This is a genomic window from Gordonia otitidis NBRC 100426, assembly GCF_000248075.1.
Taxonomy (GTDB): domain Bacteria; phylum Actinomycetota; class Actinomycetes; order Mycobacteriales; family Mycobacteriaceae; genus Gordonia; species Gordonia otitidis.
On the sequence record NZ_BAFB01000123.1, the window covers coordinates 1 to 14,413 of the forward strand.

At 65.8% G+C, this 14,413-nt stretch carries 14 protein-coding genes and 1 pseudogene; 8 read left to right on the plus strand and 7 right to left on the minus strand.

Annotation, left to right across the window (positions count from 1 at the left end; translation table 11 throughout):
- The 3 genes from sepH to GOOTI_RS12815 all read right to left on the minus strand — a co-directional run.
- A partial coding sequence (sepH, locus tag GOOTI_RS12805; protein WP_138985275.1) for a septation protein SepH occupies positions 1-350 on the minus strand: 350 nt, incomplete at its 3' end.
- 199 nt (positions 351-549) lie between these two features.
- Positions 550-1,695, minus strand: coding sequence for a phosphoserine transaminase (gene serC / locus GOOTI_RS12810; RefSeq protein ID WP_007239017.1), 1,146 nt, complete (start codon positions 1,693-1,695; stop codon positions 550-552).
- A 110-nt stretch (positions 1,696-1,805) separates the two neighbouring features.
- The gene (locus GOOTI_RS12815; protein ID WP_007239018.1) at positions 1,806-2,933 is read right to left on the minus strand and encodes a citrate synthase 2; all 1,128 of its coding nucleotides are present in this window, start codon (positions 2,931-2,933) and stop codon (positions 1,806-1,808) included.
- 176 nt (positions 2,934-3,109) lie between these two features.
- On the opposite strand from GOOTI_RS12815, the gene pdxH reads away from it, so the two are divergent.
- Entirely contained in the window at positions 3,110-3,805 is a 696-nt protein-coding gene (pdxH, locus tag GOOTI_RS12820; RefSeq protein WP_051997966.1) for a pyridoxamine 5'-phosphate oxidase, read from the plus strand.
- Positions 3,806-3,834: 29 nt separating this feature from the next.
- Here pdxH and GOOTI_RS12825 read toward each other — a convergent pair whose 3' ends face one another.
- On the minus strand, positions 3,835-4,245 hold the full coding sequence (locus GOOTI_RS12825) for a hypothetical protein (RefSeq protein ID WP_007239020.1): 411 nt from the start codon (positions 4,243-4,245) through the stop codon (positions 3,835-3,837).
- Between the two features lie 212 nt (positions 4,246-4,457).
- On the opposite strand from GOOTI_RS12825, the gene GOOTI_RS12830 reads away from it, so the two are divergent.
- The 7 genes and pseudogenes from GOOTI_RS12830 to GOOTI_RS27355 form a co-directional block, all read left to right on the plus strand.
- The gene (locus GOOTI_RS12830) at positions 4,458-5,300 is read left to right on the plus strand and encodes a DUF8176 domain-containing protein (protein WP_007239021.1); all 843 of its coding nucleotides are present in this window, start codon (positions 4,458-4,460) and stop codon (positions 5,298-5,300) included.
- A 139-nt stretch (positions 5,301-5,439) separates the two neighbouring features.
- Complete coding sequence (locus GOOTI_RS12835; protein WP_007239022.1) at positions 5,440-6,846, plus strand: hypothetical protein; 1,407 nt, start codon at positions 5,440-5,442, stop codon at positions 6,844-6,846.
- Positions 6,847-6,851: 5 nt separating this feature from the next.
- Positions 6,852-7,568, plus strand: coding sequence for a hypothetical protein (locus tag GOOTI_RS12840; RefSeq protein ID WP_007239023.1), 717 nt, complete (start codon positions 6,852-6,854; stop codon positions 7,566-7,568).
- 53 nt (positions 7,569-7,621) lie between these two features.
- Positions 7,622-8,911: an MFS transporter gene (locus GOOTI_RS12845; RefSeq protein WP_007239024.1), complete on the plus strand. Its 1,290-nt coding sequence runs from the start codon at positions 7,622-7,624 to the stop codon at positions 8,909-8,911.
- Between the two features lie 57 nt (positions 8,912-8,968).
- The gene (locus GOOTI_RS12850) at positions 8,969-10,054 is read left to right on the plus strand and encodes an isopenicillin N synthase family dioxygenase (RefSeq protein WP_007239025.1); all 1,086 of its coding nucleotides are present in this window, start codon (positions 8,969-8,971) and stop codon (positions 10,052-10,054) included.
- A gap of 244 nt (positions 10,055-10,298) precedes the next feature.
- On the plus strand, positions 10,299-11,363 hold the full coding sequence (gene adhP, locus GOOTI_RS12855) for an alcohol dehydrogenase AdhP (RefSeq protein ID WP_007239026.1): 1,065 nt from the start codon (positions 10,299-10,301) through the stop codon (positions 11,361-11,363).
- A 97-nt stretch (positions 11,364-11,460) separates the two neighbouring features.
- A pseudogene (locus tag GOOTI_RS27355) lies at positions 11,461-11,667 on the plus strand (hypothetical protein); the annotation flags it as partial.
- Here GOOTI_RS27355 and GOOTI_RS12860 read toward each other — a convergent pair.
- From GOOTI_RS12860 to GOOTI_RS12870, 3 genes are read right to left on the minus strand one after another with little or no spacing between them, the layout of a single operon-like run.
- On the minus strand, positions 11,651-12,748 hold the full coding sequence (locus GOOTI_RS12860; RefSeq protein WP_039994064.1) for an oxygenase MpaB family protein: 1,098 nt from the start codon (positions 12,746-12,748) through the stop codon (positions 11,651-11,653). The pseudogene GOOTI_RS27355 and the gene GOOTI_RS12860 overlap by 17 nt on opposite strands.
- Before the next feature lie 54 nt (positions 12,749-12,802).
- Positions 12,803-13,675, minus strand: a complete 873-nt coding sequence (locus tag GOOTI_RS12865; RefSeq protein WP_007239028.1) for a 5-oxoprolinase subunit C family protein — start codon at positions 13,673-13,675, stop codon at positions 12,803-12,805.
- Complete coding sequence (locus GOOTI_RS12870) at positions 13,672-14,364, minus strand: 5-oxoprolinase subunit B family protein (RefSeq protein ID WP_007239029.1); 693 nt, start codon at positions 14,362-14,364, stop codon at positions 13,672-13,674. Before GOOTI_RS12870 ends, GOOTI_RS12865 begins: the two co-directional genes overlap by 4 nt.
- Between the last annotated feature and the right edge of the window lie 49 nt (positions 14,365-14,413).

Here is a 14,413-nt window from a genome sequence, read left to right on the forward strand (position 1 = left end):
GTCGACGGCCCGTCGTGGCGTATCGGATGTGCGAGTGCTCCGAGTTCGGTTGCCCGCTGACGTTCGAGCAACACGGGGTGGGCGAAGCGTTCGATCTTGTCCGTCGGCACTCCGGCGACCGCCGCGACCTCCTGGACGCTCGCTCCCGCACGGATGCGGGACTGGATTTCGCGGGGGCGCAGCGACGATTCCATTTCGATCTCGATCTGTCCGAGGCGGGAGAGGTCACCGCGTGCGGCAGCGCGGAGCCGCTCGTCGGCGTCGAGCTTGAATCGCTCACCGGATTCGGTGTCCTGGCAGATGACATGCGCGCCGTCGACATCAACGCCGACGACCCGAAGTTCACGCATCATCTGCTCCTCCTCTGGTGGCCATGAGTGCGGGCATTGTCGTCAGGTTAGACCACCCATCCGCCCGAGACGGCCGGGACACGCGGCAAATCCGCAGGTCGTACCCGAACGGGGCGTCAATCGCCAAACGCGGCCCGGACCGGCAGACGCGGTCGGTGTACCAACCGCGTCTGCCGACTCGAGCCGCGTTCGGCGAATTTCAGAGCTTGCCTACGACGTAGTCGATCGCGGCGGTCAGGGTGCTGACGTCGTCGGGCTCGATCGCCGGGAACATGCCGATGCGCAACTGGTTGCGGCCCAGCTTGCGGTACGGCTCGGTATCGACGATTCCGTTGGCGCGCAAGACCTTCGCGACCGCTGCGGCGTCGACGTCGTCAGAGAAGTCGATGGTTCCGACCACCTGGCTGCGCAGTGCGGGATCGGTGACGAACGGCGTCGCGAACTCGCTGGCCTCGGCCCAGGAGTACAGCCGCGAACTCGAGTCGGCGGTGCGTGCGACGCACCAGTCGAGGCCGCCGTTGCCCAGCATCCACTGGATCTGGTTGTCCAAGAGCAGCAGGGTCGCCAGTGCCGGGGTGTTGTAGGTCTGGTTCTTCGCGCTGTTGTCGACGGCCGTCGGCAGCGACAGGAACTCCGGGCACCAACGATCGGTGTGTGCGATCTGGTCGACCCGCTCGAGTGCCGCAGGACTCATCACCGCGATCCACAGACCGCCGTCGGAGGCGAAGCACTTCTGCGGCGCGAAGTAGTAGACATCGGTGTCGGCGATGTTGACCGGCAGGCCGCCTGCACCCGACGTCGCGTCGATGGCGATCAGCGCGTCGTCCGAACCTGCGGGACGGATGACGGGGACCGCGACACCGGTCGACGTCTCGTTGTGCGCCCAGCCGATGAGGTCGACGCCGCCGAAGTCGTCCACCGTCAGCGCGGCGGGATCCGGGGCGGTGCCCGGATCGGTCGAGATCACGGCCGGGGAATCCAGGAACGGAGCCTTCTTGGCGACGGTCGCGAACTTCGAGCTGAACTCGCCGTAGGTCAGGTGCAGCGAACGCTGCTTGATCAGCCCGAACGCCGCGGCATCCCAGAAGGCCGTGGTACCGCCGTTGGACAGCACCACCTCGTAGCCCTCGGGCAGCGAGAACAGCTCGGCCAGACCGGCGCGGATCGAGCCCACGACGTTCTTCACCGGTGCCTGGCGGTGGGAGGTACCCATCACCGAGGCGCCGATGTCGACCAGCGACTGCAGTTGTTCGGGGCGCACCTTCGACGGTCCGCAGCCGAACCGGCCGTCGGAGGGCAGCAGTTCTGCGGGGATGGTGATGGATTCGATGGCGACGTCGCTCATGGGCGCAATTCTAGGGTTGTGGCCTCGGCCACTACGCTGCGCCCCTGCTACGCGTGCTGCTGGTGCCTCCGTGCGGCGCGCCGATCTGGCCTCGCGTAAGCCCCTGCTCTCTACAACCCGGGCTTGACCACATCTCCCCAGCCCTCGACGTCCTCAGGTCGACGCGGGGCTGCTCCGGTGTAGAGCGCGGCGGGGCGGACCAGTTTGCCGAGGCGCTTCTGCTCGAGGATGTGCGCACACCACCCGGCCGTGCGGCCGCAGGTGAACATGGCGGGCATCATGTGCGGCGGGACCTCGGCGAAGTCGAGGATCACCGCAGCCCAGAACTCGACGTTGGTCTCGATCGCGCGGTCGGGTCGACGTTCGCGCAGTTCGGTCAGCGCCGCCTGCTCGAGTGCCGAAGCCACCTCGTACCGCGGAACGTCGAGTTCGGATGCGGTGCGGCGCAATACGCGCGCTCGCGGGTCCTCGGCTCGGTAGACGCGATGCCCGAAGCCCATCAGCTTCTCTTTGCGGTCGAGGATTCCCCTGACCAAACCCCTTGCATCACCGGTCTTTTCGACCTCTTCGATCATGGGCAACACCCGTGCCGGTGCGCCGCCGTGAAGCGGTCCCGACATTGCGCCGATCGCGCCCGAGAGCGCGGCTGCGACGTCGGCTCCGGTCGATGCGATCACGCGCGCGGTGAAGGTCGACGCGTTGAGGCCGTGCTCGGCAGCGCTCACCCAGTAGGCGTCGATCGCGGCGATGTGTCTGGGGTCGGGCTCGCCCTTCCAGCGCGTCATGAAACGTGCTGTGACGGTGGGGCACTCGTCGATGATGCGTTGCGGGACGGCGGGCTGGTGGATGCCGCGTGCCGACTGCGCGACGTACGACAGCGCCATCACCGATGCTCGCGCGAGGTTGGCGCGGGCCGTGGCGTCGTTGATGTCGAGCAGCGGCTGGTAGCCCCAGATCGGAGCGAGCATGGCGAGTGCGGCCTGCACGTCGACGCGGACGTCGCCGGTATGAATCGGCAGTGGGAAGGGTTCGGCGGGAGGCAGGCCGTCGCCGAATCGTCCGTCGACCAGCAGTGCCCAGACGTCGGCGAAAGTGACGCCGTTCTCGACGAGATCCTCGATGTCGACGCCGCGATACCGCAGGTTGCCACCGTTCTTGTCGGGTTCGGCGATCTCGGTCGTGAAGGCTGTGACGCCTTCGAGGCCGGGTACGAAGTCGTCGGGGATTCTGCTGGCCATCTCTAGCCCACCTCTCTCCACACCACACCTGAGGCGCCGGGCGCGGGCGCCGTCACCTGCACTCTAGGGCACCCGTGGGTGCCGGGCACCCGGGCGTCTGAGCCATCGGTGGGAGACGGGATCGTCTCCGGAGTAGCGTCTGCAGGGTGGACAACGACCCCATCGACCTGCCCGGAATGCGCGTCGGTTACGGCGGTGGCATTCCACCCAATGTCGGCGACGGTGATCGCGCGGCAGGCGCTGACGGTGTGCGCGACAACCTCGATCCGAGCTGGCTCGAGGGTGACCCGCCCTGGCTGGAGTTGTTCATGGTGTGGCTGCGGGAAGCCGTCGCGGCGCGCATCCCCGAACCCAACGCGATGGTCGTGGGCACAGTGGACCTCAACGGACTTCCGGCGACGCGCACCGTGCTGTGCAAGGGAGTCGACGCCGAGGGCGTCGTCTTCTTCACCGGATACGACTCCGACAAAGGTCATGATCTGGAGGCCAACCCCTTCGCTGCGGTGACATTTCCGTGGATCGCTCTGGAACGGCAAGTGCATTTCCGGGGGCCCGTCAACAAGGTGAGTGACGCCGAGACGCTGGCGTACTGGAACAACCGACCGCGGGGATCACAACTGTCTGCATATGCGTCGGCGCAGTCGCGCGAGATCGACAGTCGCGCCGACCTGGAGGCGAAGGCTGCGGCAGTGGCCGAACAGTTCGGGGGCTTCGACGACGGCGATCCGGTGCCCGTGCCCGAGAACTGGGGCGGCTACCGCATCGAGCCGGTCTTCGTGGAGTTCTGGCAGGGCCGCGCGAATCGTCTGCACAATCGCGTGCGCGTGACGATGGTTGACGGCTGTTGGCGGGTGGTTCGGCTGCAGCCGTAGCGGTTGGCTGGTGAGATGCTGCGGGTTGCTCAGCGCGGCTGGTTTGCGTGGCGGGTTGTCTTCTTGAGGTAGACGGTGCCGGTCGGGATGCCGCCATACGCGAATTGGCGTCCGACGTAACCGTTTCGAGTCTTGCGAAACTCCGTGCGGGTGAACCACTGTGACGCCGGATTGGTGTCGCCATACGAAATTATGCCGCCATTCTTGGTGGAGGCTATTCCGTAGGTGTAGGTATTTTGCGGCCCCACGCCGTAGTAGTCGGCAAACAGCTTGTTACCCACCACTTTTACGTTGGATTCGGGGGAGGGGACTGCACCGTAGACGATTGTTTGCATGACGTAGTGACCTGGCTCGATCTTGGCTTCGGCGTGACCGGCGCCGAGTCCGAGGCCCATGAGCGAGGCTCCACCGACGAGGACGCCTGCGATGATCTTCTTCACAGGAAGCGGAGCGTAGCCGATAGGACGACGAGAGTGAAGCCGCGTCGGCAATCCAACCGTGTCCACATGAGCAAGTTCTTCGCATGCGTTAAGCTTCCCGTCAGCATGACGGGGATGTCAGACTTCGGCGGTCCCACGCACCCTGATGGGCGTGGCTGAGGGGATCACGGCACTCCGACGAATCAGGCGCGCGCGCGGGGAGAGGAGGCCGATTGAGCGAGAGTGATGTCGAGCAGTGGTTCGCCGACCTCCCGCCCCGGCCTTCTCCGGGCACCACCCCCATGCATGATCTGGCCCGCGAGTCCTCCCGTGCGCTGGTGGGATCACACGCCGTTGGTCGAACCGAGTGGCCTGCCGAAGTTGCGCCGGACGCGCAGACGACCCGGCTCAGCGCAGCGACTCCGCAGCCGTCGGCAGCATCCCCATCGGGCGCTGATGATCTCGACTCGTTTCTCGACTCACAGGCGGAGCTCTGGCGCGAGAAGACCCGTCAGAAGCGGAAGGACTCAGATGTTTCGGCCGCTTGGCACACCAGGCGGGGAACACTCGTTGCGGCGGCCGCAGCGATTGCCGCGGTTGCCGTCGTTGCCACGGTCCTCGCTGTCACACTTTCCGGGTCCGACCCGTCCGAGTCGACCGTCGCGCAGCCGTCCTCAGTGGCGCCCACGCAAACCGGTTCGGCTACGGCGAAATGTCCCTCTTCGGTGAGTGGCTCGGTCACGACGGGTGCGGATGCGGGCGGCCAGACGTCGGGCCCGGGCGTGATCAAGGCGTTCAACTACGCGTATTACGTCGAGAGGTCTGCGGCGAAGGCGAAAGCGGTCACGACACCGAATGCGGTTGCCACCGAGGACGTGATGCAGAAATTCATTAACCAGCGCGGGGTGGGAACCACCCACTGCCTCTCGATCGCCGACCGTGGAAACAACACTTACGGTGTGACACTCACGGAATCGCCGCCCAACGGCGGGGCACCGATCGTGTACCAACAGACCATCAGTACTGTGCAGGCCGGTGGGAAGTACTGGATCTCCTCGATCAAATCCGAGAACTGATCGTCAACGCCACCAGGGGCTTCCCGGTCTTGGGGCCGGGAAGCGGAACGAAAGGGACAACACGACGATGACACGGTCGGCAAAGAACCGCGCTCGTGAGACGGCGGTGGACGTACGTCGGCCTTCGATGAAGGCGGCCATGACATCCGCGGTTCTTGTGGCCTCCATCGCAACGGCGATGGGAGCGGGCTCGGCGGCGGCTGTCGAACAAGGCGGCACCAACCCCAACGACTCCGCACCACAGCAAGGTGGCACCGCGCCGACGGACACTGCGCCTCAGCAAGGCGGCACAGCGCCCACTCCCGCCCCAGAGCCTTCGGAGCCTTCAGCACCGGCCTACGTTCCCGGGCCGGGATCGATTCCCGCGCCTCCTCAGGAAGCGCCGTACCAGCCGTACACCGCTGCGCCGCAGTACGAGGAGTCCGGCTACTCGGATCCCGGATACTCGACCTACTACAGCCCCGTTCCGGACGCTCCGTTGCAGGCTCCGAAGCCTGTTGCGCCGGTGCGTCCGATTGCGCCGCCGCCCAACAAGATTCGTGTCGGCAACTTCGTCACCGACATTCCGAAGGGGATGTCGAACAAGGACGTCAACTCCATCAACGCGTGGTCGGCCTACGGCGAAGCGAAGATCGCACAGAACCTGATCGCACTCGGCGTGCCCAAGGACAAGGCGTCCCGCCAGGCGGCTGCGACGATCATCGGTGTTGCACTCGGTGGCGCCACAGGTGCCGCGGTTGGCGCCGTGCCGGGTGCTATCGCCGGGGTATTGCCCGGTGCGATCGTGGGCGCGGGTGCTGGTGCAGGAATTGGCTTTGTCGTCGGTGGTGGCCTGATATCTCCACCTACCGCCGCGACCTCCACTGCTGGCGGCGCGCTCATCGGACTCGGTGTCGGTGCAGTCGGCGGAGCCGCGGCCGGCGCCCTTGGCGGCGCCGCACTCGGCGCAACGATCGGTGGCACGATCGGTGGCATCGCCGCGTACACGCTCGGCGCGGGCGACCCCGGTGCTCATCCGCAGGAACCGTGGAAGCTCGACGAGAACGGCAATCCCAGGCAGCCCAAGCACGCCAAGCCTGCTCCCGTCGACCCCAGCGTCAACCAGTTCGAGCTGTCGGTGCCCGCAGAGGCAGCGTCGAAGAAGGGGCTTCCCTCGGTCGACTACGTCGTCAACTACCGCGGCGACGTCACTGTCAAGGTCGGTGCGCAGACCGCGAAGTGGTCGGCTGAGCAGGCGCAGGCTCCGTACAAGGCACTCGGACCGCTCGGTGCGCAACTCGAGCAGCACTTCCGCGAGATGACCAAGCAGATGACCGGCGATCTCGACGCGCAGGTCCCCGGCTCTGAGGTCGTCTGGCCGCAGGAGGCTGCCGGTCGTCACGCACTGCCCGACGATGCAACGGCCACGGAAGCCGGTGCGCCGCAGTCGACTCCGGCAGCGGTCGCCGTCGATCTCCCTGCAGGCGCGAACCAGGCAGACACACCGACGGCCGACGATTCCGCTCCCACCGTCACCAAGGTGGGCCGGCACGCAGCCGACCACTGACCGTCATGACCGACAACCTGCAGGGAGCCACACCCCGAGCGGCTGCGCAATCCAGCGCAGTCGTCGTGGTGGGTTCTGCGGGTGGAGTCGGCACATCGGTGATTTCCGCGCTCCTCGCGGAGTACCGCGCAGCGACGACACTGGGCGCGGCATCCTGGTGGGTTGATGCATCAGGTAACGACTGCGACATCGAATTGCGCCTCCAGGGTCGCGGCGATCCGGCTCTGCTTCGTACCGAGCTCGGGACCGGGCTGCATCTGGCGCCCGAGGGCGTTCCACTGGTCGACACGGTCGAGGATGTCTGGCGCGTCGGGGCGTCGCCGGTCGTCGACGCTGGTGCCCGACTGCTCACGACGTTGGCCGACCTCACCGACGAGGTCTTCACGGCGAACACGGTCACTCCCGTCATCGTGCTCGGGCCGCGGCCCGATCTGCTCAACCGCGCGCGCCCCTTCCTCGGAGAGTGGCGCAAGGCGGGGGTGCTCGAGCGGGCAGTGGTCGTCATCAACAACCCTCTGCCCATCCCCGATCAGGGATCGCTGGGAAAGCTGGTGATCGACACTGTCGGCGCAAGTGTGGCGGCGGTCATCGGTTTCGAGTACGAGCCCGTGCTCGCCAGCGGGCTGTCCATGGGTCGTCCGGCGCAGGAGAAGTTCTCGCCCAGTACCTGGGTGTCGCTGCGCGAGCTCGCCGACGCGGTACAGGCTCCCGCTGTGCCGTAGCGCGAGCGTCGCCTCGATTCTGTTCCGGTCATACGTGCCGCTAAACTGCTTCGGTGCCCCGTCTGCTCGCCGATACTGCGCCCTTGCGCAACATCTACTTTCGGCGTCTGTGGGTGGCCAACATCGTCACCGTCATCGGTGCACAGCTGACGATCGTCGCGGTACCCGCCCAGATCTATGCCATCACGGGAAGTTCGGCGTACGTAGGACTGACCGGAGTCTTCGGTCTGGTACCGCTTGTCATCTTCGGTCTCTGGGGCGGTGCGCTTGCCGACGTTCTGGATCGTCGAATCCTGTTGATCTGCACGACGATCGGCTTGATCGCTTGTAGCGCGGCGTTCTGGGCACAGTCGGCCTTCGGTGTCGGAAATGTCTGGATAATCCTGTCACTCTTCGCCATTCAGCAAGCCTTCTTCGCGGTGAACCAGCCCACCCGGACGGCGGTTCTGCCGAGACTGCTGTCCGACGAGGAGCTACCCGCGGCACTGTCGTTGAACATGACGGTCATGCAGGCGGGAGCGATCGCCGGTCCGCTCGTCGGTGGCGCGCTGATACCGATCCTCGGCTACCCGCTCCTGTATCTGCTGGACACCATCTTTCTGATTCCGACGTTGGCTGCTGTCGTGATGTTGCCGGCGCTGCGACCGCTCAGCGGCGACGCGCCCAAGGTCCCCGGACTGCGTTCGGTGGTCGATGGTCTCCGCTATCTGGGTGCGCACAAGATCCTCATGGTGTCGTTCGTGGTGGATCTCATCGCCATGATCTTCGGCATGCCCCGGGCGTTGTTCCCGCAGATGGCGCACGAGAACTTCGGCGGTCCCATCGATGGCGGCTGGGCCTTCGCGCTGCTGTTCGCGTCGATCCCCGCGGGCGCGGTACTCGGCGGTGTGTTCTCCGGTTGGGTGAGCAGGGTGCAACGGCAAGGACTTGCCGTGATCGTCTGTGTGATCATCTGGGGTGTCGCGATCGCGGGCGCGGGCGTCGCCGTCGGATTCGCGAATGGCCACGCGTTGCCCATGCTGCCGATCGCGCTCGTCCTCCTCATGATCGGGGGTGCGGCCGACATGGCGTCGGCCGCATTCCGGCAGTCGATCCTTCTGGCCGCTGCCAACGACGATGTGCGCGGACGGCTGCAGGGTGTGTTCATCGTCGTGGTCGCGGGTGGCCCACGGATCGCCGACGTCGTCCACGGCGCGGTGGCGGTCTCGATCGGCGTCTCACTCACCACAACCGGCGGTGGCGTTTTCGTGGTGATCGGCACAGTCCTTGCCGCGCTTGCCGTTCCGGCATTCGTTCGGTACCGCATCGCGAGTCGGGTCACCGAGCAGGCCGCGGGACAGTAGTAGCGCCGAGGTCGCCGACGGTGCGCTGATCAGCGCACCTGGGGTTTCGATGCCAAGATGGAGCGCATGACTGCCACCGTCGAGGAATCCCGCAGCGACTTTCGGGTTCCGCTGATCGACATCACGCCCTACATCACAGGCGGGAGCGCAGCCGAACGGGCTGCCGTCGCCGCGCAGATCGATGATGCGGCGAGTTCTGTCGGGTTCATGCAGATCGTCGGTCACGAGATCCCCGCTGCGGTGATCGACGAGTTCACCGCAGTCCTCGACGACTTTTTCGCGCTCCCTCTCGACGAGAAGAAGGCGTACCGAACACCGCCTGAGATCAACCGCGGCTACGCGCCGCCGAAGTCGGAGTCGCTGTCGTTGTCGCTCGGCGTCGAATCGGCGAACCGCATGAACGACTTCTTCGAGGCATACAACGTGGGTGTCGAGGCCAAGGAGTACCCGGATCTCGAGCTTCCAGACGACCAGTACGCCGACAACACCTGGCCGCAGGTCGACCACTTCCAGGCGGCAGTATCGACCTACTTCGCCGAGGCGCGTCGGGTTGCACACACGCTGACCAGGATCTTCGCCGACGCGCTCGACCTTCCACCCGACTTCTTCGACGGCTACACCGATCACTCACTCGACGTACTCCGGATGAACAACTACGCGCTCCCGCCCGGCGAGGTGGAGATCGACGGTGAGTTGACGGGCATGGGGGAGCACACCGACTACGGCATCGTCACCGTGCTCTGGGCCGACCAGGTCCGCGGACTTCAGGTCCTCGACAGCACCGGGCAGTGGCACGACGTCGCACCCGAACAGGGGGCGTTGCTGATCAACCTCGGTGACCTCATGGCGCGCTGGACAAACGAGCGCTGGATGTCGACGCTGCACCGCGTGAAACCGCCGATCGTCGACGGCACAATCGAACGACGACGCTCCGCCGCGTATTTCCACGACGGCAACATCGACGCGACGATCTCGACGTTGCCGTCGTGTGTCGGTGCCGGTAGCCGATACTCACCGATCACCGTCGGCGAGCACATCGGCGCCAAGCTTGCGGGATCGCGTGCAGGACAAGCTAATCCGTACGCAAAACGCGAAGCTGCCCGAGTGCAGCGCGCGATGCAGCGGGGACTCGGGCAGCAGTGAGAGCTTGCTGGAGTCCGAGTTGACGGACACCTGCGATCGTCGGTGGGAACCCTGCCGAAGGGCTTCGCGTCGTGCCTGTGGCTGATATAACGGTCACGAGGGTTACGCACGTCGGGGTGAGTTGGTGACCGGGTGGTCACCGATCCGGATAGTCGGTCGGCGCGCACCTTCTGGGGCGGGAGATCAGGACGATACGGCCACGCCACCACGTCCGGACGCTGACGCGAGATCGCGCAGGAGAATCATGAACGCACCGTCGGAGACCACCCCCACCACCATGCAGGCCGCTGTCGTCCACGACTTCGGCAAACCACTGAGCGTCGACTCGATCGATGTCCCGAGCCCAACCGGCTACGAGGCGCTTGTCCGTGTCGACTACACCGGTGTCTGCCATACAGATTTGCATGCGGCCCATGGTGATTGGCCGGTCAAGCCTGAACCTCCATTCGTTCCCGGGCACGAGGGTGTCGGTACGGTGGTGGCCGTCGGTGATGACGTGACGCGCATCAAGGTCGGCGACGTCGTCGGTAACGCATGGCTGTGGAGTGCGTGCGGCGAATGCGAATGGTGTGAAACCGGCTGGGAGACACTGTGCCCCTACCAGAAGAACGGCGGCTACTCCGTCGACGGTTCCTTCGGTCGCTATATGCTGGTGGACTCCCGCTACTGCCCGATCATCCCCGAAGGCGCCGACCTGGCCGCCGTGGGACCGATCCTCTGCGCAGGCGTCACGGTGTACAAGGGTCTGAAATGCACGGACACGAAACCCGGTGAGTGGGTGCTCATCTCCGGGATCGGTGGACTCGGGCATATCGCCGTGCAATACGCGATCGCGATGGGCCGTCGGGTGGCGGCTGTCGACGTCGACGACGAGAAGCTCGAACTGGCCCGACACCACGGTGCCGAGATCACCGTCAACGCCGCAACGGCCGCCGACCCCGCAGCCGAACTACAAGAGGCAACGGGCGGAGGAGTGCATGGTGCGTTGGTGACCGCGGTCAACAAGCATGCGTTTCCGCAGGCGGTGGGATCGCTACGGCGCGGCGGCACCGTTGTTCTTGTCGGCCTGCCGCCAGATCAGTTCCCCCTCGACATCTTCAGCACGGTGCTCCTGGGACTCACCGTCCGCGGGTCGATCGTCGGTACCCGCAAGGACATGAGCGAGGCCCTCGACTTCTACGCCCGGGGGAAGATCACGCCGACGTACTCGGTGCGCAAGCTCGGCGACATCAACAACGTGTTCGACGAGATGGAACACGGGAAGATCGAGGGCCGCGTGGTGATGAACATGGCCGAGAGCGACATCTAGCAGAGCCCGAAGTGACGACCTCACCTCGCATCTCGACGCCGTCCATGTTGGCTCTGCACTCGGGCGCAGCGTCAGGGCACTGAACCACCGCGGCAAAGGGGCGCTGCTGTGCCCACGATGCCACGACGACGTGCATCACCGCGGGTGGGAGATCAATCTCGGTAGCGACAATCACCCGTGGCTCGTTCCGCCTGCCACCCGCGTGAGTGCCCGGACGCGGGACTCGTCGGGCAAGGCCCCTCGACCCCGCCCGACGAGTCCCGCCCGCGGCTCTCAGTCGGCGGCACTCAATCGGCGGGGGTAACCCGCCCCGGATACGTTGCGGTCCTTGCGGCGTGGACTGGGCAGTAGTGCATGGACTTCCCATGCTCGGATTCCGGGGGCAGGTTGCGTGAAGGCGTTTCGACCAGCGGAGCGTCGACCGGGACGCGACCATTGACCCTGTCCCACGCGTCCCGCCCGCGTGGATGTCGCCAGAGGCGCGTGGGCATCAACCGATGGAAGACCAGGTTGTAGCCCTTGCCGAGAATGCGGAAGAGTTTCTCGTCGCGGTCGCTCCAGGGTAGTGCCATCATCTCGCGGATGGCCTCGTCGTAGAAGCCGGTGGTGAGCCAGATGAGGTTGCGAGCCACCACCGGTGCAATCACCGTGCGCCAGATGCGGTCGGGAATGAAGGACAGGGATGGCGGGGCAGGCAGCGTCGAGATGTCGAGGACGGTCCGTACGGACTCATGGTCGCGTAACACGTTGCGACACATGTGGTCCCAGTAGTCGAGAAACTCCTCGTAGGTGTCGGGCACGGGACGCATACTGACCCCGTACATGGCATACCAGTTCTTGGACTCCTCGAACAGCTGTCGCTTCTGGTCCTCGGAGAGCCAGGGACCGAACCGTTCACACAGACGCACATTTCCGTACCAGAACGTCGCATGGGCCCAGTAGAAGACATCGGGGTCGAGTGCGTGATATCGAGAGCCGTCGGGCATCGTGCCCTTGATCTGGCGGTGATAGTCGCGGACCTCTTTGCCGGTCTCGAAACCGAAGTACTCGTCATAGACGACGCCGCCGATGGGATACAGCGACCGCATCAATCGCTGCCATCGTTCGCCGAAGAAGTCGGAGTGATCCCAGACGGCCTGGCCGAGCTTCGGGTGCATGTTCTGCATCGACCCCGCCCACAGTCCCTGGATCATCCCGGTCCAGGTTCCCCACACCTGCCAGGTCAGGGAGTCGGGGCCGAGCGGCGGGTACTCCTGCCGCTGGGGGTGCGCTCCTGTGCCGGGATCACCATCGACAGCAAGGCGGTCGGAGGTGCTCGAGTTGTCGAGATCGACGCGGGCGCCGGGGTCGAGGGGCGCGGTGTTGGTGTCTGTGACGTGCGTCATGAGACTAAACACTAGGTTCGTCTCACCGAGTGTGTCAACGGCACGTGTGTGGGATCAGGCGCTGCGGAAGCGAACCCGGTTGCCTGCGACGAGTTGAGCGGCGCCAGACACTGCCGGCGCCGACAGCACGGCGACGACGGGATAACCGCCGGTCACGGGGTGATCTGCCAGGAAGATCACTGGTTCGCCCGCTGGTGGCACTTGTATCGAGCCGTGGGCAACGCCCTCGGAGAGGAGTTCGGCGAGGTCGTCGCGATGGCGGAGGGTCGGGGACGAGTCGTCGTCGGGGCGTCGAAGTCGGACGCCCACGCGATTGCTGGCAGGGGTCACCTCCCACGTACCGGCGAAAAGGTTGTTGGGGGCGACGAGGCGAGGGGCGCGAGGTCCCGGATATGTCTCGAGCTCGACGACCGGGCGAGCACGGTTGTCGGTGGGCGCGACCAGTGTCGCGGGCCACGGACCGAATTCCCCACCGACGTCGAGTACATCGCCGGCTGACAGCGGGTCCGGGCCGGTTCCCGACAGTGTGTCCGTCGAACAGGAGCCCAAAGTCGGGGATGCGGCGATTCCGCCACGCAGCGCAACGTAGTTGCGGCATCCCTGCGACGGGGTACCCACTGAGACCTCCGACCCCGCGTGTGCCACCACCGCGGTGTTCACGCCCACGGCGACGCCGTTGACGACGACGTCCGTCAGGGCGCCGGTGACGGCGATCAGTATGTCGGTGTCGCAACGGAATACGAGGCCGCCAAGCGTCGATTCGATCGTCGGAGCACCCTCGGCATTTCCGACGAGTCTGTTGGCGAGGGTCATCGCCGAACGGTCCGCGGCACCCGACCGTGGAACGCCGAGGTGCTGGTAGCCCGGACGACCGAGATCCTGGATCGTCGACAGCGGACCGGGTGCCACGATCGTGACGGCTCTCATCGCTGCTCCCCGGTGTCGTCGGCGCGCGGAGCGTCGTCGATCTCGGCGTCGGTGAAGCGCACGACGGTTCCGGGCGCGAGGAGCGCCGGGGGTTCGCCAGATTCATTCCAGAGCTCGACATCGGTGCGTCCCAACAGATTCCATCCTCCGGGGCTGTCGCGTGGGTAGATCGCACTGTAGCCCGCTGCGATCGCGACCGAGCCGGTCGGTACCCGCGTCCTGGCGTGGGAACGTCGTGCGACCGACAGCAGGGGATTGGTGGTGTCCTCGGCGGGTACCAGGTAGCCGAAACCCGGTGCGAATCCCATGAATTGGACTCGCCACCGTGACCCGCGATGCGCCTCGATCACGTCGTCGACGCTCAGGCCGAGCGTTGCGGCTACGTCGTCGAGGTCCTCGCCGTCGTAGTGCACCGGTATTTCGACGTGGCGCACGGCTTCGTCTGCGGTGCTTGGTCGGTCCGCCGCTCGAAGGACCCGATGGATTCCGAGTACATCGACGCCACCACCGGTGCTGCCTTGCACCAGGATTGACGTCGCGCTAGGGATCAGGTCTTCGACTCCGACCAGATGCCCGTCGTTCATGGCACCGCGTAGCGCGGCGGCAACATCGAGCGCAGTTCGTGCGGGATCGGCCTCGTCGGTGAAGTCGAGAAGCACCGCATCGGGGCCCGCGGACAACTCCTGCATAGCGATCGAATCTACCGCCGATGCCGCGTCGGGATGGCACACTGGGCGC

Excerpts from the sequence above, each read along its gene's own strand:
- serC (WP_007239017.1), bottom strand. The coding sequence starts at position 1,695 with ATGAGCGACGTCGCCATCGAATCCATCACCATCCCCGCAGAACTGCTG.
- GOOTI_RS12815 (WP_007239018.1), bottom strand. The coding sequence starts at position 2,933 with ATGGCCAGCAGAATCCCCGACGACTTCGTACCCGGCCTCGAAGGCGTC.
- pdxH (WP_051997966.1), top strand. The coding sequence starts at position 3,110 with ATGCGCGTCGGTTACGGCGGTGGCATTCCACCCAATGTCGGCGACGGT.
- GOOTI_RS12835 (WP_007239022.1), top strand. The coding sequence starts at position 5,440 with ATGACATCCGCGGTTCTTGTGGCCTCCATCGCAACGGCGATGGGAGCG.
- GOOTI_RS12840 (WP_007239023.1), top strand. The coding sequence starts at position 6,852 with ATGACCGACAACCTGCAGGGAGCCACACCCCGAGCGGCTGCGCAATCC.
- GOOTI_RS12850 (WP_007239025.1), top strand. The coding sequence starts at position 8,969 with ATGGAGCGCATGACTGCCACCGTCGAGGAATCCCGCAGCGACTTTCGG.
- adhP (WP_007239026.1), top strand. The coding sequence starts at position 10,299 with ATGAACGCACCGTCGGAGACCACCCCCACCACCATGCAGGCCGCTGTC.
- GOOTI_RS12860 (WP_039994064.1), bottom strand. The coding sequence starts at position 12,748 with ATGACGCACGTCACAGACACCAACACCGCGCCCCTCGACCCCGGCGCC.
- GOOTI_RS12865 (WP_007239028.1), bottom strand. The coding sequence starts at position 13,675 with ATGAGAGCCGTCACGATCGTGGCACCCGGTCCGCTGTCGACGATCCAG.
- GOOTI_RS12870 (WP_007239029.1), bottom strand. The coding sequence starts at position 14,364 with ATGCAGGAGTTGTCCGCGGGCCCCGATGCGGTGCTTCTCGACTTCACC.